This window comes from Methylobacterium sp. AC433 (assembly GCF_979253015.1).
This window is the reverse complement of the sequence record NZ_CEEDBN010000011.1, coordinates 77,934-97,082: the sequence shown is the minus strand read 5'-3', so window position 1 is coordinate 97,082 and position 19,149 is coordinate 77,934. Positions and strand designations below refer to the sequence as shown.

Sequence of the window (19,149 nt, the reverse complement as noted above, 5' to 3'; positions counted from 1 at the left end):
GGCTGCGGCGATCATCCAGGGCTGATTCGACCTGGACGTTGAGCAGCGCACGACGCGAATTACGGGACGGAAGCGGTCTCCGGGGCGCAGAAGCGGCCAGCACGGCACGACTTCAGACATGCACCAAGCCCCACCTCGGCCGCTTCCGCCGCCGATGTTCTCGGTCTGCTCATCAAGCAAGCCGCAGATTCATCAAAACTTCATCATAGTGACTGCTGTCGATTTTTAACGCACGTGGCTCTAGGCCATAGCGCATGAAACCCATGTTTTCGTACCGCCGAATGGCGGCGCTATTGCCTGCGCCGACGGAGAGTCCGAGATCTTCCACGCAGGTCAAAGCGTGTGCGACGACTGTCTGGATTAGGGCGGTCCCGACGCCAACGCGCCTCGTGTCGGGTCTGACATAGAGACCCCAGAGCGTACCCTTGTGCCGCAGTTTGCGCGCCTTCGGCACGTGAAATCCCGCTACGCCGGCAAGAGGCGCGCTTCCAAGCCAAGCTCCGAACACGACCTGTGTCTCAAGGGTCTCCGAGAACCAGGCGAGAGACTCCTCGGACGCCTCCTCCCAAGAGGCACCGAACGCTTCCGGATGGCGTTTCAGACCAGCGAGGCGAATGTCGCGGAAGGCCATCGCGTCTGCGTGGCCGAGGCGGCGACATAAAAGGCGTTCCATTACAACGCTCCGCGCGATGCCGCGCCCCATGCAGGTGGGCCGAGCATGTTCGGCGGCCCAGCACCACATGACTGATGCGGGCCGATACCCTGAGAGCCAGCGCCGATCGGCCTCGGACGCCAGATTGCGGCGACCGTCGCTGCCGCCGCGACAGGCCCTAGCCGTACGCGCCAGTCCCTCGACAAGTACGGATCCTCTCGCAATCCGCGAGTGGAAACACCCTATTGATCCGTCCGAGCGGCGTGAGCCCCCTCACTCGATCCCGAGCTTCGCCTTCAGCAGGGCGTTCACCGCCGCCGGGTTGGCCTTGCCGCCGGTGGCCTTCATGGTCTGGCCGACGAACCAGCCGAGCAGGGTCGGCTTTTCCTTGGCCTGCTGAACCTTCTCGGGGTTCTTGGCGATGATCTCGTCCACCGCCGCCTCGATGGCCCCGGTGTCGGTCACCTGCTTCATGCCGCGCGATTCCACGATCTGGCGCGGGTCGCCGCCCTCGGACCAGACGATCTCGAACAGGTCCTTGGCGATCTTGCCCGAGATCACGCCCTCGCCGATGAGGTCGACGATGGCGCCGAGCTGGTCTGCGGACACCGGCGTCGCCTCGATGCCCCTGCCCTCCTTGTTGAGGCGCCCGAACAGCTCGTTGATGACCCAGTTCGCCGCGGCCTTGCCGTCGCGGCCCTTGGCGATCGCCTCGAAGTAATCGGCCGAGGCGCGCTCAGCGATGAGAACGCCGGCATCGTAGGCGCTGAGCCCGTAGGACTCGATGAAGCGCGCCTTCTTGGCGTCGGGCAGCTCGGGCAGGCCGGCGGCGAGCGCGTCCACGTAGGCCTGGTCGAATTCCAGCGGCAGCAGGTCCGGATCGGGGAAGTAGCGGTAGTCGTGCGCCTCTTCCTTGGAGCGCATGGAGCGGGTCTCGCCCTTGCCCGGGTCGAACAGGCGGGTCTCCTGGCTGATCGTGCCGCCATCCTCGATGATCGCGATCTGGCGCCGGGCCTCGGTCTCGATGGCCTGGCCGATGAAGCGGATCGAGTTGACGTTCTTGATCTCGCAGCGGGTTCCGAGCGGGTCACCGGGTTTGCGGACCGAGACGTTCACGTCGGCGCGCAGCGAGCCCTTCTCCATGTCGCCGTCGCAGGTGCCGAGGTAGCGTAGGATGGTGCGCAGCTTGGTCACGTAGGCGCGCGCCTCCTCGGACGAGCGGAGATCCGGCCGCGAGACGATCTCCATCAGGGCGACGCCGGAACGGTTGAGGTCGACGAAGCTCTGGGTCGGGTTCTGGTCGTGCAGGGACTTGCCGGCATCCTGCTCCAGATGCAGGCGCTCGATGCCGACGGTGATCGACTCGCCGTCGGGCAGATCGACCAGCACCTCGCCCTCGCCGACGATCGGATCCTTGAACTGGCTGATCTGGTAGCCCTGCGGCAGGTCCGGATAGAAGTAGTTCTTCCGGTCGAACACCGAGCGATGGTTGATCCGCGCCTTCAGCCCGAGGCCGGTGCGCACGGCCTGAGCCACGCATTCCTCGTTGATGACCGGCAGCATGCCGGGCATGGCGGCGTCCACCAGGGAGACGTGGTCGTTCGGCTCGCCGCCGAATTCCGTCGAGGCGCCGGAGAACAGCTTGGAGCGGCTCGTGACCTGGGCGTGGATCTCCATGCCGATCACGACCTCCCAGTCGTGCAGGCCGCCCTTGATGAGCTTCTTGGGGTTCACGGCAGCGGTCATGATGGCCCGAGTTCAGCGTTGCGGGGCGCGGATGCGCGCCGGAGAGGTGGCGGGGCGCGTGTCTGCGCCGGAAAGGTGGAAGCGCCGGCCGGCGCGGTCAAGCGCGCAGGCGATAGAGCTGGTGGGCCAGGAAGCCCAGGGTGCCCCAGAGGAAGCCCGCGATCCAGCGCACGGGGAAGAAGGTCGGCCCGTCATGGCTCACCGGCGCCGGCCAGGGAATGCCGATCGCGGTCACGGCCCAGGACACCAGGACCGAGACCGCGAAGGCCATCAGCGAGACGAGGATGACCTTCACGAACTGGTCCGACTTCCAGCCCATCACCAGGGCGATGGCGATCAGCACCGGATCGAAGGCGGCCCAGATCCAGACGTCGAAGGGATAGACCGGGACCGTCATCGGGTGCGCCTCATGCCCACCACGCGGCGGGCAGCCGGGTCCGTCCGGCGGCGTCCTCGATCACCTGTGCGGCGGCGAAGAGCGTCTCCTCGTCGAAGGGGCGGCCGATGAGCTGGAGACCCAGCGGCAGCCCCTGCGCGTCGAGGCCGGCCGGCACCGAGATGCCGGGCAGACCCGCCATGTTCACCGTGATGGTGAACACGTCCTGCAGGTACATCTCGACCGGGTCGCCCGAGCCCTTCTCGCCGATGCCGAAGGCGGCCGACGGGGTCGCGGGGGTCAGGATCGCGTCGATGCCGGAGGCGTAGGCCTGCTCGAAGTCGCGCTTGATCAGGGTGCGGATGCGCTGGGCGCGCACGTAATAGGCGTCGTAGTAGCCGGCCGAGAGCACGTAGGTGCCGATCATGATGCGGCGCTTCACCTCGCGGCCGAAGCCGGCGGCGCGGGTGTTCTCGTAGAGCCCGGCAATGTCCTTGCCCGGCACGCGCAGGCCGTAGCGCACGCCGTCGTAGCGGGCGAGGTTCGAGGAAGCCTCGGCGGGAGCGACGATGTAGTAGGCCGGCAGGGCATATTGCGTGTGCGGCAGCGAGATCTCCCGCACCGTGGCGCCGGCGTCCCGGAGCATGGCCGCGCCCCGGTCCCAGAGCGCCTGGATCTCGGCCGACATGCCCTCGACCCGGTACTCCTTCGGGATGCCGATGGTCAGCCCCTTCACGCCGCGGGCGATCGCGGCCTCGAAGTCCGGCACGGGCAGGTCGGCGCAGGTGGTGTCGCGCGCATCCTGGCCGGCCATCGAACCGAGCAGGATCGCGCAGTCGCGCACCGTGCGGGCGATCGGACCGGCCTGGTCCAGGGAGGAGGCGTAGGCCACCGTGCCCCAGCGCGAGCAGCGGCCGTAGGTCGGCTTGATGCCGACGGTGCCGGTGAAGGCGGCGGGCTGGCGGATGGAGCCGCCGGTATCGGTCGCGGTGGCGCCGAGGCAGAGATGGGCGGCCACCGCCGCCGCCGATCCGCCCGACGAGCCGCCCGGCACCAGCTTGGCGTCCGATCCGGCACGGCGCCAGGGCGAGACCACGTCGCCGTAGGCGGAGGTCTCGTTGGACGAGCCCATGGCGAACTCGTCGAGGTTCAGCTTGCCGAGCATCACCGCGCCGTCGCGCCAGAGATTGGCGGTCACGGCCGATTCGTAGGCCGGGATGAAGCCCTCGAGGATCTTCGAGCCGGCCGTGGTCGCCACGCCCTCGGTGCAGAACAGGTCCTTGATCCCGAGGGGGATGCCCTCCAGCGGACGGGCCTGGCCTGCGGCGATCCGCGCGTCGGCCGCCTCCGCCATGGCGATGGCCCGGTCGGGCGTCTCGACGAGATAGGCGTTCAGCGCCCGCGCCTTCTCCATGGCGTCGAGATGCGCGCGAGTCAGGTCGGCGGCGGAGAAGTCCTTGGCCTTCAGCCCGTCGCGGGCCTCCGCCAGGGTGAGTTCGTTCAGAGAGGTCATGGGCGGCAGAGTCCTGGGCGCTCGTCCTGGTGGGTCCCGGGGAACCGCCGTCGCCGTTCGGGCGCCGGGCGGACCGTCCCTCGGGGCGGCCGGGTTTCGGGGTCGGCGGCGCGTGCGCCTACTCGACGACCTTCGGCACGAGGAAGTAATGGTCCTCGGTCTCGGGGGCGTTGGCCACGATGGCGTCGGCCTTGGCCCCGTCGGTGACCACGTCCTCGCGCTTCTTCATCGCCATCGGGGTGACCGAGGTCATCGGCTCGACCCCCGTCACGTCCACCGCGCCGAGTTGCTCGACGAAGGCCAGAATCGCATTGAGCTCGCCCTGCAGGGGAGCGACCTCGTCCTCGCTCACCGCGATGCGCGCCAGGTGCGCGATGCGCCTCACCGTCGTTGCGTCGACCGACATGCTGTCTTCAGATCCTCAGGCTCCCACCGCGGCCCGGCGGGGTTCCGCGGGCGATGGGGCGTCGGGCCGGGCTATAGCACCCGCCTTCGCGCGCTCGCAACGCCGGGCCTCTTCGCAGGCCGCCGCGCCGCGCGGATGCCGGGGCGTCAGGCGATCGCGTGATGGGGCAGGATCGGCGACTCGATGAGGATGCCGGCCTTGGACGGGACGAAGTCCGCCTGCCGGAACCCCACGAGCAGGATCTCGCAGGCCAGCGCCAGCATCAGTTTGTGCCGCAGGGGCATCCGGCGTCGCGCGGGGTTCGGCTGGGCGATCGGGTGGGGCATGCGGTCGGGTCCGGCGTCTTAACGATCGATTAACGATGCTCTGGCCGATCCGGTCCCGGCAAGGCTATGACAACGTTTCTTTAAGGTTAACGGCGAGCCGGAGGTGGATTTCATGTGGGAGACGGTGTTCTCGCCCTGCGCGCCGGGGCCGGTGGCGACCGAAGCGGCCCTCGACCGGGCCGAGGCCGAGCTCGGCTACGGGCTGCCGGAGAGCTACCGCACCTTCTGCCGGACCCTCGGGGCAGGGCTCGCGAACGGCTACTTCCGCGTGGCCGTCCCAAGCGAGGCCCCGGAGACCGACCTCGTCGCCCATTCCGAGCTGATCGCCCACAGCATCGCCACCGTCCTCGGCGACCGGCCTGAGCATCGCTTCGAGGTCGAGGGCGACGATCCCAGCGTGGTCGAGCGGGCCGGCTTCTTCGGGCGCTCCGAGGCCGGCGAGTTCCTGTTCTGGGACGTGGTGCCGGGGCGCGACGAGTACGAGATCTGGGTCCTGGGCGCCGATCTCGAATCCGTGCGCTTCGGCGGGGCCGACCTCGTCGACCTGATGCGGCGGAGCCAGGGACCGGCGGTGCGCGGCATCCTCGGCATGGGCGCCGAGCCCCTCCCCGCGAGCTTCGTCGGCGACGGCACCGAAGGCTCGGTCGGCCTGCACTGACCCGGAGATCCTGCACTGACCTGGCGGCATGGCTTGCCGGCCGGGGCCGGATCGCGCAGGAGAGGCGCCATCACGGGAGAGCGACGGACATGGACGAGGCCGAGATGCGGGCCTTCGCGGAGGCGTCGCAGGGCGGACCCCGCCTGATCGGGATCGACCTCGGCACCAAGACGATCGGGCTCGCCCTGTCGGATGTCGGGCGCCAGATCGCCTCGCCCCTGGAAACGATCCGGCGGGTGAAGTTCACCCCCGACGTCGCGCGCCTGCGGACCTTGTGCGAGATGCACGCCGTCGGCGGCCTCGTCATCGGCCTGCCCCTCAACATGGATGGCAGCGAGGGCCCGCGGGTGCAGTCGACCCGGTCCTTCGTGCGCAACATGAAGCCGCTGCTGCCCCTGCCCGTCCTCTACTGCGACGAGCGCCTCTCCACCGCCGCCGTCACCCGCGCGCTGATCGCGGCGGATGCCTCGCGGGCCAAGCGCGGCGAGGTCGTCGACATGCTGGCCGCCGCCTACATCCTGCAGGGGTGCCTCGACCAGATGCGCCGGGCGCTGGGCGACGGGGAACCCGACGACGACGCGTGACGGCCTTCAGCCCACCAGCGACACCGCCCCGCTTCCGTGGCGCTCGATGTGTCCGTCGAGCTCCAGCTCCAGAAGGATGGTCTGGACGACGCGGACGCCGAGGCCGGCGGTCCGCGCCAGCTCGTCGGTCCCGATCGGGGTCGGGCTGAGATAGGCGATCAGGCGGGCGCGGTCGTCGGCAGGTTCGGGCGCGACGAAATCCTCGGCCGGCATCGGCAGCACGATGCCGTCGACGTCGAGCTCGTCCCAGAAGATCGGGGCGTCGGCGAGGTCCGGCCGGTCGACGGCCAGGACCTCGGCGCTGCGCGGATCGGCGCCGCGCGCCAGCAAGGGGGCGATGACATCCGTGACGTGGCTGGTGTCGGAGACCAGCGTTGCCCCCTGGCGGATCAGGTCGTTGGTCCCTTCCGCCCGTGGATCGAGGGGCGAGCCCGGCACGGCGAAGACCTCGCGGCCCTGCTCCAGGGCGAAGCGGGCGGTGATCAGCGAGCCCGAGCGGCGGGCGGCCTCCACCACGACGGTCCCGTAGGCGAGGCCCGAGATGATGCGGTTGCGCCGGGGAAAGTCGCGCCCGCGCGGCTCCCACCCCATCGGCATCTCGGCCAGGACCGCCCCGCCCGCTTCCAGGATCGCCTCGACCAGGGCGGCGTGGTTGGCCGGGTAGATCCGGTCCTGTCCCCCCGCCAGCACCGCCACCGTGCCGGGCACCAGGGCGGCCCGGTGGGCGCGCGCATCGATGCCGCGGGCTAGCCCCGAGACCACGACGAGGCCGGCCTCGCCGAGGCCGTGGGCGAGGCGCTCGGTAAAGGCGAGGCCGGCGGCGGACGCATTGCGCGAGCCGACGATGGCGATGGCGGGGCGATTCAGGATCACGGCCTCGCCCCGGATCGCGATCAGCGGCGGCGCCGAATCGGCGGCCTGCAGCAGCTTCGGATAGTCCGCCTCCCCGAGCGCCACGAGACGCGCGCCGAGGCGACCGGCTGCGGCGATCTCGCCTTCGGCCTCGGCCCGGCTCGGCGGGGTGATGCGCCGACCGCTGCGACCGGTGAGGCCCGGCAGGGCCTCGAGGGCCGGGCCGGCGCCGCCGAAGCGGTTGATCAGGGTCCGGAAGCTGCGCGGGCCGATGCCCTCGCTGCGGATCAGGCGGAGCCAATCGAGACGCTGGGCATCGGTGAGCTGCATCGCCCTCCCCTTCCGGAGCGGGCGCTCAGGCCTCAGCCCTTCTGCCCGATGCGCCCCTCGGTCCCGTCGATCAGCCGGCGGATGTTGGGCGCGTGCTTCCACCATAGCAGGGCGGCGAGCAGGAGAAACAGAAATGCAACCGGTGGCTGTCCGAGCGCCCACAGGACGAGCGGCGTCAGGGCCGATGCCGCCAGCGCCGCGAGGGAGGAGTATTTCAGCGTGAAGGCGAGGCCGAGCCAGATGGCGGCGAAGGCCAGCAGGCCCAGCGGGCTCAGCGCCAGCAGGACGCCGAGGAAGGTCGCCACGCCCTTGCCCCCCTTGAAGCCGAGCCAGACCGGGAACAGGTGCCCGAGGAAGGCGCCGAAGCCGGCGACGAGGGCCGCCTCCAGCCCGAAGCGTCCGGCGAGGAGCACCGCGAGCGTGCCCTTCAGGGCGTCGCCCAGCAGGGTGGCGGCCGCGAGGCCCTTGCGCCCGGTGCGCAGCACGTTGGTGGCGCCGATGTTGCCCGAGCCGATCGCCCGCACGTCTCCGAGCCCGGCATAGCGGGTCAGGATCAACCCGAACGGGATCGAGCCGAGGAGGTAGCCCCCCGCCAGCGCCGCCAGCAGGAGGGGCCAGGGCAGTGCGTCGAGAGCGGTCACGCGGCGGCCTCGGTCTCTGTGGGCGCGCGGAAGACGAGGCGGCCCTCCACCATGGTCAGGACGGCGGCCCCCTGCAGGCGTGCCTCGTCGAAGGGCGAGTTCTTCGAGCGCGACTTCAGCGCGCGCTTGTCGAGGACATAGGGCAGGTCGGGGTCGATCAGCACGAGGTCGGCGGGGGCACCGGCCGCGAGGCGACCGGCCGCGCGCCCGAGGAGGGCCGCCGGGCTCGTGGTCAGGGCCGCCAGCAGGCGCGGCAGGGCGACGTCGCCGGTATGGACCAGCCGGAGCGCCGCGCCGAGCAGCGTCTCGATTCCGAGGGCACCGTCGGCGGCCTCGGCGAAGGGCAGGCGCTTGGTCTCGACGTCCTGCGGGTTGTGGTCGGAGACGACGACGTCGATCACGCCTTCGTTGAGGCCCGCCACCAGGGCGAGCCGGTCGGTCTCGTGCCGGAGCGGCGGCGAGAGCCGGCAGAAGGTGCGGTAATGGCCGATGTCGCCCTCGTTGAGGACGAGGTTGTTCACCGAGGCGCCGCAGGTGACGGGCAGCCCGTCCGCCTTGGCCCGGCGCACGATCTCGACCGAATCGGCGCAGGAGATCATCGCGGCGTGGTAGCGGGCGCCGGTGAGGCGCACGAGGCGGATGTCGCGCTCCAGCATCACCGTCTCGGCCTCGCGCGGGATGCCGAGGAGGCCGAGGCGGGAGGCCATCTCGCCCTCGTTCATCACGCCGTCGCCGACGAGGTCCGGCTCCTCCACGTGCTGCATCAGCAGGGCGCCGAAGTCGCGGGCATAGGTCAAGGCGCGGCGCATCACCTGGGCGTTGCGCACCGCCTTGAGGCCGTCGGTGAAGGCCACGGCGCCGGCCTCCTGCAGCAGGCCGAACTCGGCCATCTCCTGGCCGGCGAGGCCCTTGGTGATCGCGGCGGCCGGCAGCACGTGGACGCTGGCGGTGTCGCGGGCGCGGCGCAGCACGAAATCGACGATGGCCGGCCCGTCGATGACCGGGTTGGTGTCCGGCATGCAAACGAGCGTGGTGACGCCGCCGGCGGCCGCCGCCGCGCTGGCGCTGGCCAGGGTCTCGCGATGCTCGGCGCCGGGCTCGCCCACGAAGGCGCGCAGGTCGATCAGGCCGGGACTGAGCACATGGCCGCCGCAATTGATCGTCTCGGCCTCGTCCGGCACGCCCGCCAGCGGCCCCCAGCCGACATCGTGGATCAGGCCGTCGCGCACGAGGACGTGGCCGGGCGCCTGCCGGCCCGTGGCCGGGTCGCACAGGGTGGCGTTGGTCAGGAGGATGGGGCGCATCGTCATGCGTCGCGGTTTCGACCGGGCGCGCCGTGGCGTCAAGCGGCATGGGGGCGAGCACGCCGCTGCGGATGGCGACGGCGTGGCCTTCCAGGTCTCAGGCCTGTCGCCTCAGACCTCGTGGACCGGATCGTTGTCCGAGCCCTTGTTGAGCTTGAGGCCGTGCAGGCAATCCGCCTTCGCGACGTAGCTCTCGCTGCTCTTCGAGATCTCCTCGCCGTTCTTGGCGTAGTAGACCTAGTACCACTGACCCCGCGTGTCCTTCTTGACCTTGTAGCAGGGGTAGGAAATCGCCGACATCGTTTCGCTCCGCGGTCGACCGGTACCGCGCGCGGTATACCGGTAGGATTCAAACTCTAAGTTTTATATCCGCTGATTTGTTAACCTGAGAGAAATTTTTCAAGACAGTCGAGCCGAAAAAAAGGCCCCGCCCTTTCGGGCGAGGCCTCGTCATCGGGACGCCTGAGGTCTTACGCCGCCAGCGAGCGCAGGACGTAGGGCAGGATGCCGCCGTTGCGGAAGTATTCGAGCTCGTCGAGGGTATCGATGCGGCAGGTCAACGGGACCTCCCGCTTGGTGCCGTCGGCGGAGGTGATCTCGGCGATCATGGTCTGGCGCGGCTTCAGGTCGCCGGACAGGCCCCGGATCGAGACCGTCTCGTCGCCCTTCAGGCCCAGCGAGGCCCAGGACGTGTCGCCCTGGAAGACCAGGGGCACGATGCCCATGCCGACGAGGTTCGAGCGGTGGATGCGCTCGAAGCTCTCGGCCACCACGGCGCGGATGCCCAGCAGCTTGGTGCCCTTGGCCGCCCAGTCGCGCGACGAGCCGGTGCCGTATTCCTTGCCGGCGAAGACGACGAGCGGCGTCCCTTCGGCCTGATACTTCTGCGCGGCGTCGTAGATGAACATCCGCTCGCCCGAGGGCTGGAACAGGGTCCAGCCGCCCTCGACCACGTTGCCGGATTCGTCGCGGACCATCTGGTTCTTGATGCGGATGTTGGCGAAGGTGCCACGCATCATGACTTCGTGGTTGCCGCGGCGCGTGCCGTACTGGTTGAAGTCCTGCACCCGGACCTGATGCTCCTGCAGGTAGGCGCCCGCCGGGGAGTTCGCCCGGATGTTGCCGGCCGGCGAGATGTGGTCGGTGGTGATCGAGTCGAGGAACAGGCCGAGGATGCGGGCATCGACCACGTCCTCCACCGGCGCCGGGGTCTTCTGCATGCCGACGAAGTAGGGCGGGTTCTGCACGTAGGTGGAGGTCGAATCCCACTGGAAGGTCTCGGCCTCGGTGACCTCGACGGCCTTCCAGTAGTCGTCGCCGCCGAACACGTCGGCGTAGCGGGACTTGAACAGGGTCGAGGTGATGTTGGCCTCGATGAACTCCTGCACCTCGGCGCTCGAGGGCCAGATGTCCTTCAGGTAGACGGGCTGGCCGTCCGACCCGGTCCCCAGCGGCTCGGTGGTGATGTCGATCTGCATCGAGCCGGCCAGCGCGTAGGCGACGACGAGCGGCGGCGAGGCGAGGTAGTTCGCCCGCACGTCGGGGTTCACGCGGCCCTCGAAGTTGCGGTTGCCCGAAAGCACGGCGGCGGCGACGACGTCGTTGTCGTTGATCGCCTTCGAGATCGGGGCCGGCAGCGGCCCCGAGTTGCCGATGCAGGTGGTGCAGCCGAAGCCGACGAGGTTGAAGCCCAGGGCGTCGAGGGGCTTCTGCAGGCCGGCACTCTCCAGGTACTCGGCCACCACCTGGGAGCCGGGCGCCAGCGAGGTCTTCACCCAGGGCTTCGAGCGCAGGCCCTTGGCGACCGCGTTGCGGGCCAAGAGGCCGGCGCCGATCATCACGCTCGGGTTCGAGGTGTTGGTGCAGCTCGTGATGGCGGCGATCACCACGTCGCCGTGGCCGATGTCGAAGTTGGCGTCCTCCACCGGATAGCGCTTGGCGATGTCGGCGGCCTTCTTGAACTCGGTCTCCATGGACTGGGCGAAGCCGGGCTTGGCGCCGTCGAGGAGCACCCGGTCCTGGGGCCGCTTGGGGCCGGCGAGCGACGGGCGCACGTCGCCCATGTCGAGCTCCAGCGTGTCGGTGAAGACGGGGTCCGGCGTGGCCGCATCGCGCCACATTCCCTGCGCCTTGGCGTAGGCCTCGACGAGCGCGATCCGGTCGTCGGCGCGGCCGGTGACCTTGAGGAAGTCGATGGTCTTCTGGTCGATGGGGAAGAAGCCGCAGGTGGCGCCGTATTCCGGGGCCATGTTGGAGATCGTGGCGCGGTCGGCCACCGCCATGTCGTCGAGGCCGGGGCCGTAGAACTCCACGAACTTGCCGACCACGCCCTTCTTGCGCAGCATCTGGGTGACGGTGAGCACGAGGTCGGTGGCCGTGGTGCCCTCGGGCAGCTTGCCCGACAGCTTGAAGCCGACGACCTCGGGAATGAGCATCGAGAGCGGCTGGCCGAGCATCGCGGCCTCGGCCTCAATGCCGCCGACGCCCCAGCCAAGGACGGCGAGGCCGTTGACCATGGTGGTGTGCGAATCGGTGCCGACGAGGCTGTCCGGATAGGCGAGCTCGGTGCCGTCCTCGCTCTTGGTCCACACGGTCTGCGACAGGAACTCGAGGTTCACCTGGTGGCAGATGCCGGTGCCGGGCGGCACGACGGAGAAGTTGTCGAAGGCCGACTGGCCCCACTTGAGGAAGGTGTAGCGCTCGCCGTTGCGCGAGTATTCCAGCGCGACGTTGTCGGCCAGCGCCTTCGGGGTGCCGAACTCGTCGACGATGACCGAGTGGTCGATCACGAGATCGACCGGCACCAGCGGGTTGATCTTCTGCGGGTCGCCGCCCAGCGCCACCATGGCATCGCGCATCGCCGCCAGGTCGACGACCGCGGGCACGCCGGTGAAGTCCTGCATCAGCACGCGGGAGGGGCGGAAGGCGATCTCGGTCTCGGTCTTGCCCTTGTTGCCGAGCCAGGCGACGGTGGCCGAGATGTCGTCCTTCTTGACCGAGCGGTCGTCCTCGAAGCGCAGCAGGTTCTCGAGCAGCACCTTCATCGAGAAGGGCAGCGCGGTGGCGTCGGCGAGGCCCGACTTCTCGGCATGGGGAATCGAGTAGAAGGTGTAGGACTTGTCTCCGACGGTGAGGGTCTGGCGAGACTGGAAGCTATCGAGCGATGCCACGGCGTTGTAATTCCTCGCGAGCGGTTGGTCGAACACGCGCAGGCATAACCTGCGCCACGATAACACGTGTTCGGCTGGGAGCGCTGTGAAGCGCGCGCCGCCCCGGGGGTGCCCGGGTGAGGATGATGCGCGAAGGGCGATTTGGACGCCCTGAAACTCGCGCGGCGCAGCCTGCGCGCGTTATAGAACACTTCGAAACTGGCCGCTACCGGGGGCCTGACAGCGCGTGGGATCTGTTCGGTCGGCGCATGCACGTGGACGCTGCGCGGGGATAGGGATATGCGGACCTTCCGCTTCCAGCAGGACCCCCCGTGCGGCTGACCGCCCAAGACCTCGCCGTTCGCCGCTCCGGCCGCCGCATCTTCTCGGGCCTGTCCTTCGCCCTCGGGCCGGGGGAGGCGCTGACGGTCACCGGGCGGAACGGGGCCGGCAAGTCGACGCTGCTCGCGGTGTTGGCCGGCCGGCTCAAGCCCGAGGCCGGGACGGTCACGGTGGCGCAAGTCGGCGAGGCGACCCTGTCCGAGTGCCTGCACGTGGTCGGCCACCGCGACGGGCTGAAGAGCCCGCTGACGGCCGAGGAGAACCTCGCCTTCGCCCGTGACCTCCTCGGCGCGCCGACCGCGAGCCCGCGCGCGGCCCTGGAGGAACTCGGCCTCGGCCACGCCCTGCGGCTTCCCGTGGCCTACCTCTCCGCCGGTCAGCGGCGGCGGGTCGCGCTGGCCCGCCTCCTCGTCTGCCGGCGCCCGCTCTGGCTCCTCGACGAGCCGACGGCGGCCCTCGACGCCGCCTCGCAGGACGTTCTGGCCGGGATGATGGCGCGGCATCGCGCGGAGGGCGGCCTCGTGATCGCGGCGACGCATCAGGCGCTCGGCCTCGCCGACGCCCAGGACCTGCGGATCGAAGCGCCGGCCGCGCCCGCCGCGGCCCGGTCGATGGCGGCCGCCGACGAGGTGTGGTGGTGATGCGCGCCCTGAGGGCCCTCGTCGCCCGCGACCTCGCGCTCGCCGCCCGCGTCGGCGGCTCGGGCGCGCTCTCCCTCGTGTTCTTCCTGATGATCGTCGCCCTGGTGCCCTTCGCTCTCGGACCCGACCTCAACCTGCTCTCGCGGATCGGGCCGGCGATCCTCTGGCTCGCCGCCGTGCTCTCGACCCTGATCGGCCTCGACCGCCTGTTCCAGGCCGACGAGGAGGACGGCTCCCTGGACCTGATGACCGGCTCGCCGGCCCCCCTGGAGGGCGTCGTGCTCGCCAAGGTGCTGGCCCACTGGCTCACCACCGGCCTGCCGCTGGCGCTGGCCTCGCCTCTGTTCGGTCTCCTCGTCGCCCTCGATGGCCGGGCGATGGCGGCGACCGCCCTCACCCTCCTAGTGGGCACGCCGGCCCTGACCTTCGTGGGCGCGGTGGGCGCGGCACTGACCGCCTCGATCCGCCGGGGCGGACTCATCCTGGCGGTCGTGGTGCTGCCGCTGATGATCCCGACGCTGATCTTCGGGGTCTCGGCGAGTGAATCGGCCCTCGGCGGCACCGTCCCGTTCACCACGCCGCTGGCCATCCTGGGCGCCCTCAGCCTGATCGCGGGCGTGATCGGGACGCTCGCCGCCGCCGCCGCCCTGCGCTGGTCGGAATAGGGCGTCAGGCGATCGCCGTATTCCCCCGCAGGCCCGGACCTCGGAGATCCGATGCCGGGGCCTGGATGGCTGCCGGGAAGGCTTGACCGTCCGGCGACGCGGAGCGGGATTGCACCGCCCGGCCCGGGCGCCGGCCGATGCGCAGGGCGAGGCCGACGAACAGCGCGATCATGCCGGCCTCCAGGAGCAGCAGGGGGAGCCATGCATCGCCGAGGGGAATGGCGGCGAGATCGAGCGCCTCGCTGGCGATCACGGCCCCGATCGCGCCGGCGGTGAAGACCGGAAGGGAGCGACGGCCGAGGCGGGTCAGGAGGTGGTCGCGCGGCACCTGGTGCAGCAAACGGATCAGCGGGGCCCGCGGCAGGGCCATCACCACGTAGGCCAGGGCGAGAACGTGCAGGACGCGCAGGGGCGACTGGTAGGTCTTGCTCGCGCCGAACCAGAAGGTGTCGTTGCGCGTCGCGGCCCAGTCCGCCGCGGGCGGCCAGAGGCGGACCAGGACGACGGCCAGGACGAGGTAGCTGGCGAGATAGGCCAGCGCGAGACCGGTCAACCACCGGCTCCGCGGTAGGGCGACGCCGCCGACCATGCCCTGGCCGATCGCGATCCCGATGGAGAACACGAGAATCCAGGGCAGGATCGTCAGGGCGAAGGGCATGCCCGTGAGGCTGTTGGTCACCACCAGGTCGAAGTGACCGGCCGCGAGCCAGACGAGCAGCGCCGGCGGCAGGGGCGCCCAGAACCGCCATCCGGCGAGGCGCAGGAGGAGGGGCGCGACCAGCATCAGGGCGACGTAGAGGCGCAGGACGCCGGAATAGCCCACCGTCTGGCGCAGGCTCACGGCGTGGCTGAACACGCTCGGGAAGCCATGGTCCCGCAGCAGGCCGGTTTCCTCCGCATGCACGCCCGCGACGCCGCGCAGGGCTAGGATGGCCGCCAGGATGCCGAGCGTCGACAGGATGATGACGAGGTCGAAGGCGTAGATCCGGACGGCCCGCCGCCAGAGATGGGCGACGATCTCCGGGACCCGGCGTCGCGACGCCTGACCTCCCGCGAGGGCGACGGAGATTCCGCTGAGCAGGACGAAGATGTCGGCGCTGTCGGAGAATCCCAGCCGGGACGGCGAGACGGCTGCGATGGCGCCGTCCTGGATATGGTTCACGAAGATGTTGATCAGGCACAGGCCGCGGATGGCGTCGATCGTCGTCCTTCGCTGCGGCATGCCTCGCCCCGATCCGGCCCACACGCGGCAATCATAAGCACCGAGGCTTAAGGTTGCATTGCAACCGTCGGGCGTGATCCCGGGGAACGGTTCGACCGTGCCCCGGGCGGAGGATGCGCGCGCCTCACGCCGGATCGGCGTCGATCCGAATCCGCAGGATGGCGTAGGGCGGCGTCTGCAGGTCCTCGCCGCCGTTGTATTCCGGGCGGCGGTTCACCTGGGCGGACGAGACGTGCAGCCAGCGGTCCGGGGTGATCCAGAACGTGTCGGCCCAGATCAGGCGGGGGTCGGAGGCGATGATCGCCACGGTGCCGTCGGGGTCGCGCCGGCCGATGGCATTGAACTCCTGCATGGCGAGGTAGACCCGGTCCTTCGAATCGGTGGCGAGGCCGCCGGTCATGCCCTTCTCACCGAGATCCGTGACGCCGGCCGCCACCGCCGCGTCGCTGGCCTCTGGGTCGAGGAGCGCCGCGGTCTCCACAGCGTAGAGGCGGCGCCCGATCAGGGGCGCGTAGTACAGGCGCCGTCCATCGGGGCTCAGCGCGATGCCGTTGGCGCCGCCCTGGACCGGGCGCGGCGGCCCCTCCCCCTTCCGCTGCATCACGGGGCGGTCCTCGACGATCTTGAGGAGGCCCTTCTGCGACTTGGTGCTGGCATGGCCGGCGAGGCGCCGCACCACCCGGCCACTGGCGAGGTCGACGGCCAGGATGGCGCCCTCCCCGTCCTGGCCCTGATCGGTGACGTAGGCGCGGGCATACCCGTCGCGGATGTCCACCCGCAGGTCGTTGAGGGACGAGGTCGGGGTGATGCCGGCCTCCAACGGCACCACGCGCCGGATGCGGTTGTCGGCGAGATGGATCTGCACCAGCTTAGGCCCGCCCTTCACCGGCGGGCCGGAGCCGTCCGGCAGCCCGGCATCGAGGCACCACAGGGTATCATCCCGGTCGAAGACGCCGTTGGGCACGTGGAACAGGTGCGCCTGCGGCTGCTCGGGATCGGGTTGGTTCGTCGCCAAGTCGGGATAGGGTCGGACCTCGCCGTCCGCCAGCACCTCGCCCAGGGTGTAGGGCACCTTGGCATTGAAGCGCGGCATCATCACGAAGCGCCGGCCGCTGGCCGAGATGGCGAGGCCGGTGGGCGTCGAGGGCGCGTTCGCCGTGAAGGCGAGTTCGAGCCCGCCCGCCGCCCGGCTTGTGGCGACCTCCGGCGGCGACGCGGCCAGGGCCTCCCCCGGGAGAGTGAGGGCAGCCGCGCCGGTAAGGCCGGCACCGGCGAAGCCGGCAGCGAGGAGGTCACGGCGAGCGAGCGTCATGGCGAGATCCGGTCGAGCGGGACATGGGGCGTGGCGGGTCAGCCTCGGGCGGAGCCGCGCACCTTGAGGTCGATGGCGAGGACGTTCGCGCCCGCGCCGATGAAGAGGCGCCGTCCGTCCGGGCCTCCGAAGGCGACGTTGGCGGCGTCGGTCGCGGTGGCGATGCGGCCGAGGGGCGTGCCGTCGGGCGCGTAGATCCGTGCGCCGTCGAAGCAGGCGGCGTAGACCCGGCCCTCGGCATCCACCGCGAGGCCGTCCGGCACGCCGGCTTCGACGGTGACGAAGGGTTTCGGCGCGCCGAGCCTGCGGCCATCCATCACCGGGAAGGCCAGGATGGTGCGGGCGCCCTCCGGGTTCTTCAGGGCCGCGCTGGTGTCGCTGACGTAGAGGCGGGCGCCGTCCGGGCTGAAGGCGATGCCGTTGGGCTGGCCGACGGCGTCGGTCATGGCCTCGACCCGGCCCGACGGATCGATGCGGTAGACCCGCCGGGCGGCCTGCGCCGGCGTCGCCATCAGGCCTTCGTCCGGCATGGTGATGCCGAAGACGGGGTCGGTGAACCAGATCGCGCCGTCCGGCGCCAGGGCGGCGTCGTTGGGTGAATTCAGGGGGCGGCCCTCGAAGGCGTCGGCCAGCACCGTGAGGCGGCCATCCGGCTCGCGCCGCACCACGCGACGCCCGCGATGCTCGCAGGTGACGAGGCGGCCCTCGGCGTCAAGGGTGTTGCCGTTGGCGTTGTTCGAGGGATCGCGGAACACGCGTGAGCCGCCGTCGTCTGCGATCCGGATCATCCGGTTCGCCCGGACGTCGCTGACGATCAGCCCCCCGAGGCCGGGCGCGTAGCACAGGCCCTCGCACCAGCGCCCGCCGGCGTAGAGCGTGCGCAGCGGAGCGCCGGGATCGACCACGTCGCGGAGCCGCGGATCGTCGACCCGGACGATCGGAGTCGCTTCGGCCGGCCATCCCCGCAGGGCGAGGCCTGCGCCCGCGCCGGCGAGCCATGCGCGTCGTCGTATCGTCGGCATCGATCCTCGATCGGCGTCAGGCGTGGAAGGGTGCGCCGCCCCGGTCGGGGTGGCGCAAAGCGGTTCAGCGGGCGGCGGGGGGCGGCGCGGTCGAGCCCGTGGCGTCCGTCGCACCCGGCTTGAAGCTCCACAGCTCCGTCGGCAGGGCCGCGGGTGCACCGGGCTTGTAGAAGGCCGAATCCTGGATGTGCGAGGTCGTGACGTAGAGCGTCCCGTCGGGACCCTCGGCGAAGGTGTCGGGCCAGCGCAGGCGCTTGTCCTGCACCACGGTGCTCAGCGCATTCCCCTTGGCCGAGAAGTCGCGGACCTTGATCGAATCGTCCTGCGGCGAGGTCACGTACATCCGGCCGTCCTTGCGGGAGATGATCAGGCCGTCGGCCGGCCCATTCTCGCCCACGGTGTCGATGCGGCCCGCCACGCTCTTGTCGGCGAGCGCCGTCGGCATCAGCGCGGTGGTGATGCTCCCCGCGAGCGTCTCGGTGGGCAGGCTGTAGAGCGTCTTGCCCTTGATCGCCTGCCAGTACAGCGTCTTGCCGTCCGGGGAGAGGGCGATGCCGTCGGCGGCGAACTCGACGCCGCGGCCGTCCGGCCTGCGCAGGGGCTTGCCGTCATACGTCACGGTGACGCTCCTGTCCGGTTGCGTGGACGGATCGCCGTCGAGCACCCGGTGGGCGCGGCCGCCGTCGAGGTCGACCACCACCAGGGCGCCCTTCGCGCCGGAATCGGTGAGGTAGGCGGTCTTGCCGTCGGGGGAGAAGCGCACGTCGTTGAGGTACGAGCCCTGCGGCGCCACGCTCTCGTCGAAGGCGATGGTGCGCGCGGGCTGGTTGGTCTTCAGGTCGATCTCGACGAGCTTGGGACCCTCTGGCACCAGGGCTCCCATGGCGGGGGCGGCGGGATCGAGCACCCAGAGATTGCCGTTCGGGCCGGCCACGACGCTCTGCACGCAGACCCAGTGGTCCTTGGCCGCGATCTCGTCCTTGCGGGCGTTGCGCCAGGCGTTCCAGGCCGCATCCGGGAACGGCATCAGCGTGCCGTCCTTCAGTTCGGCCACCGAGACCTCGGTGTCCTCGGTCCAGCGGGGAAAGTTGACGAAGATGCGCCCATCCCTGGAGACGGTGACGCCGGTGACCTGATGGTCGAAGCTCGCCACCTTGGTGAGGGTCGCGGTCGGCGCGGCGGGGGCGCCCTGCGCCAGAACGAGTCCGGGCAGGAGGACGGCGCCCATCAGGGCGGCCGCGAGGGTCAGCGCCCGCTGCCCGGGGCGTGATTCGATGCGCGGAAACATCGGATTCGGGATCGTCGGTTGATCGGACAGGCGTCGCGTCATCGGCACATTCGGCATCGGAACCCTCGGTCTCGCAACGATCGGAGCGCCATGCGGCGCGAGCGATCATCGACGGCCCAA

18 protein-coding genes are annotated in these 19,149 nt (G+C 70.5%); 4 read left to right on the top strand and 14 right to left on the bottom strand.

Going from position 1 to position 19,149, the window contains the following annotated elements; translation table 11 throughout:
- Nucleotides 1–172 precede the first annotated feature (172 nt).
- The 6 genes from AC0IWM_RS15950 to AC0IWM_RS15925 form a co-directional block, all read right to left on the bottom strand.
- Complete coding sequence (locus AC0IWM_RS15950; RefSeq protein WP_471756575.1) at nucleotides 173–673, bottom strand: GNAT family N-acetyltransferase; 501 nt, start codon at nucleotides 671–673, stop codon at nucleotides 173–175.
- Nucleotides 674–925: 252 nt separating this feature from the next.
- Nucleotides 926–2,398, bottom strand: a complete 1,473-nt coding sequence (gene gatB / locus AC0IWM_RS15945; protein ID WP_471756573.1) for an Asp-tRNA(Asn)/Glu-tRNA(Gln) amidotransferase subunit GatB — start codon at nucleotides 2,396–2,398, stop codon at nucleotides 926–928.
- Nucleotides 2,399–2,495: 97 nt separating this feature from the next.
- A complete protein-coding gene (locus AC0IWM_RS15940) occupies nucleotides 2,496–2,795 on the bottom strand; it encodes a hypothetical protein (protein ID WP_056468880.1) in 300 nt (99 codons plus the stop codon).
- A 10-nt stretch (nucleotides 2,796–2,805) separates the two neighbouring features.
- Nucleotides 2,806–4,287, bottom strand: a complete 1,482-nt coding sequence (gene gatA / locus AC0IWM_RS15935) for an Asp-tRNA(Asn)/Glu-tRNA(Gln) amidotransferase subunit GatA (RefSeq protein ID WP_471756571.1) — start codon at nucleotides 4,285–4,287, stop codon at nucleotides 2,806–2,808.
- Nucleotides 4,288–4,405: 118 nt separating this feature from the next.
- A complete protein-coding gene (gene gatC / locus AC0IWM_RS15930; protein ID WP_108038164.1) occupies nucleotides 4,406–4,693 on the bottom strand; it encodes an Asp-tRNA(Asn)/Glu-tRNA(Gln) amidotransferase subunit GatC in 288 nt (95 codons plus the stop codon).
- Nucleotides 4,694–4,839: 146 nt separating this feature from the next.
- Entirely contained in the window at nucleotides 4,840–5,019 is a 180-nt protein-coding gene (locus AC0IWM_RS15925; protein WP_471756569.1) for a hypothetical protein, read from the bottom strand.
- A gap of 112 nt (nucleotides 5,020–5,131) precedes the next feature.
- On the opposite strand from AC0IWM_RS15925, the gene AC0IWM_RS15920 reads away from it, so the two are divergent.
- Nucleotides 5,132–5,677, top strand: a complete 546-nt coding sequence (locus AC0IWM_RS15920; RefSeq protein WP_471756567.1) for an SMI1/KNR4 family protein — start codon at nucleotides 5,132–5,134, stop codon at nucleotides 5,675–5,677.
- Between the two features lie 89 nt (nucleotides 5,678–5,766).
- On the top strand, nucleotides 5,767–6,261 hold the full coding sequence (ruvX, locus tag AC0IWM_RS15915; protein WP_471756565.1) for a Holliday junction resolvase RuvX: 495 nt from the start codon (nucleotides 5,767–5,769) through the stop codon (nucleotides 6,259–6,261).
- Between the two features lie 6 nt (nucleotides 6,262–6,267).
- Here ruvX and dprA read toward each other — a convergent pair whose 3' ends face one another.
- The 4 genes from dprA to acnA form a co-directional block, all read right to left on the bottom strand.
- Nucleotides 6,268–7,443, bottom strand: a complete 1,176-nt coding sequence (dprA, locus tag AC0IWM_RS15910; RefSeq protein WP_471756563.1) for a DNA-processing protein DprA — start codon at nucleotides 7,441–7,443, stop codon at nucleotides 6,268–6,270.
- A gap of 32 nt (nucleotides 7,444–7,475) precedes the next feature.
- Nucleotides 7,476–8,084 (bottom strand): glycerol-3-phosphate 1-O-acyltransferase PlsY, encoded by a 609-nt coding sequence (gene plsY / locus AC0IWM_RS15905; protein ID WP_471756561.1) that lies wholly within the window; start codon nucleotides 8,082–8,084, stop codon nucleotides 7,476–7,478.
- Nucleotides 8,081–9,388 carry a dihydroorotase gene (locus AC0IWM_RS15900; protein WP_471756559.1) on the bottom strand — a complete coding sequence of 436 codons (1,308 nt, stop codon included), beginning with the start codon at nucleotides 9,386–9,388 and terminating at the stop codon, nucleotides 8,081–8,083. Before AC0IWM_RS15900 ends, plsY begins: the two co-directional genes overlap by 4 nt.
- Before the next feature lie 470 nt (nucleotides 9,389–9,858).
- Entirely contained in the window at nucleotides 9,859–12,558 is a 2,700-nt protein-coding gene (acnA, locus tag AC0IWM_RS15895; RefSeq protein WP_471756557.1) for an aconitate hydratase AcnA, read from the bottom strand.
- Nucleotides 12,559–12,869: 311 nt separating this feature from the next.
- On the opposite strand from acnA, the gene ccmA reads away from it, so the two are divergent.
- Nucleotides 12,870–13,520, top strand: coding sequence for a heme ABC exporter ATP-binding protein CcmA (ccmA, locus tag AC0IWM_RS15890; protein WP_471756555.1), 651 nt, complete (start codon nucleotides 12,870–12,872; stop codon nucleotides 13,518–13,520).
- Nucleotides 13,520–14,185: a heme exporter protein CcmB gene (gene ccmB / locus AC0IWM_RS15885; RefSeq protein ID WP_200930014.1), complete on the top strand. Its 666-nt coding sequence runs from the start codon at nucleotides 13,520–13,522 to the stop codon at nucleotides 14,183–14,185. Before ccmA ends, ccmB begins: the two co-directional genes overlap by 1 nt.
- Before the next feature lie 4 nt (nucleotides 14,186–14,189).
- On the opposite strand, the gene opgC is transcribed toward ccmB, so the two are convergent.
- The 4 genes from opgC to AC0IWM_RS15865 form a co-directional block, all read right to left on the bottom strand.
- Nucleotides 14,190–15,407 (bottom strand): OpgC domain-containing protein, encoded by a 1,218-nt coding sequence (gene opgC / locus AC0IWM_RS15880; RefSeq protein ID WP_471756553.1) that lies wholly within the window; start codon nucleotides 15,405–15,407, stop codon nucleotides 14,190–14,192.
- A gap of 124 nt (nucleotides 15,408–15,531) precedes the next feature.
- Complete coding sequence (locus AC0IWM_RS15875) at nucleotides 15,532–16,719, bottom strand: SMP-30/gluconolactonase/LRE family protein (protein WP_471756551.1); 1,188 nt, start codon at nucleotides 16,717–16,719, stop codon at nucleotides 15,532–15,534.
- Nucleotides 16,720–16,757: 38 nt separating this feature from the next.
- A complete protein-coding gene (locus AC0IWM_RS15870) occupies nucleotides 16,758–17,741 on the bottom strand; it encodes an SMP-30/gluconolactonase/LRE family protein (protein WP_471756549.1) in 984 nt (327 codons plus the stop codon).
- A 64-nt stretch (nucleotides 17,742–17,805) separates the two neighbouring features.
- On the bottom strand, nucleotides 17,806–19,029 hold the full coding sequence (locus tag AC0IWM_RS15865; protein WP_471756547.1) for an L-dopachrome tautomerase-related protein: 1,224 nt from the start codon (nucleotides 19,027–19,029) through the stop codon (nucleotides 17,806–17,808).
- Between the last annotated feature and the right edge of the window lie 120 nt (nucleotides 19,030–19,149).

Coding starts and splice junctions, on each gene's coding strand:
- AC0IWM_RS15950 (WP_471756575.1), bottom strand. CDS start 673: ATGGAACGCCTTTTATGTCGCCGCCTCGGCCACGCAGACGCGATGGCC.
- gatB (WP_471756573.1), bottom strand. CDS start 2,398: ATGACCGCTGCCGTGAACCCCAAGAAGCTCATCAAGGGCGGCCTGCAC.
- AC0IWM_RS15940 (WP_056468880.1), bottom strand. CDS start 2,795: ATGACGGTCCCGGTCTATCCCTTCGACGTCTGGATCTGGGCCGCCTTC.
- gatA (WP_471756571.1), bottom strand. CDS start 4,287: ATGACCTCTCTGAACGAACTCACCCTGGCGGAGGCCCGCGACGGGCTG.
- gatC (WP_108038164.1), bottom strand. CDS start 4,693: ATGTCGGTCGACGCAACGACGGTGAGGCGCATCGCGCACCTGGCGCGC.
- AC0IWM_RS15925 (WP_471756569.1), bottom strand. CDS start 5,019: ATGCCCCACCCGATCGCCCAGCCGAACCCCGCGCGACGCCGGATGCCC.
- AC0IWM_RS15920 (WP_471756567.1), top strand. CDS start 5,132: ATGTGGGAGACGGTGTTCTCGCCCTGCGCGCCGGGGCCGGTGGCGACC.
- ruvX (WP_471756565.1), top strand. CDS start 5,767: ATGGACGAGGCCGAGATGCGGGCCTTCGCGGAGGCGTCGCAGGGCGGA.
- dprA (WP_471756563.1), bottom strand. CDS start 7,443: ATGCAGCTCACCGATGCCCAGCGTCTCGATTGGCTCCGCCTGATCCGC.
- AC0IWM_RS15900 (WP_471756559.1), bottom strand. CDS start 9,388: ATGCGCCCCATCCTCCTGACCAACGCCACCCTGTGCGACCCGGCCACG.
- ccmB (WP_200930014.1), top strand. CDS start 13,520: ATGCGCGCCCTGAGGGCCCTCGTCGCCCGCGACCTCGCGCTCGCCGCC.
- opgC (WP_471756553.1), bottom strand. CDS start 15,407: ATGCCGCAGCGAAGGACGACGATCGACGCCATCCGCGGCCTGTGCCTG.
- AC0IWM_RS15875 (WP_471756551.1), bottom strand. CDS start 16,719: ATGACGCTCGCTCGCCGTGACCTCCTCGCTGCCGGCTTCGCCGGTGCC.
- AC0IWM_RS15870 (WP_471756549.1), bottom strand. CDS start 17,741: ATGCCGACGATACGACGACGCGCATGGCTCGCCGGCGCGGGCGCAGGC.
- AC0IWM_RS15865 (WP_471756547.1), bottom strand. CDS start 19,029: ATGTTTCCGCGCATCGAATCACGCCCCGGGCAGCGGGCGCTGACCCTC.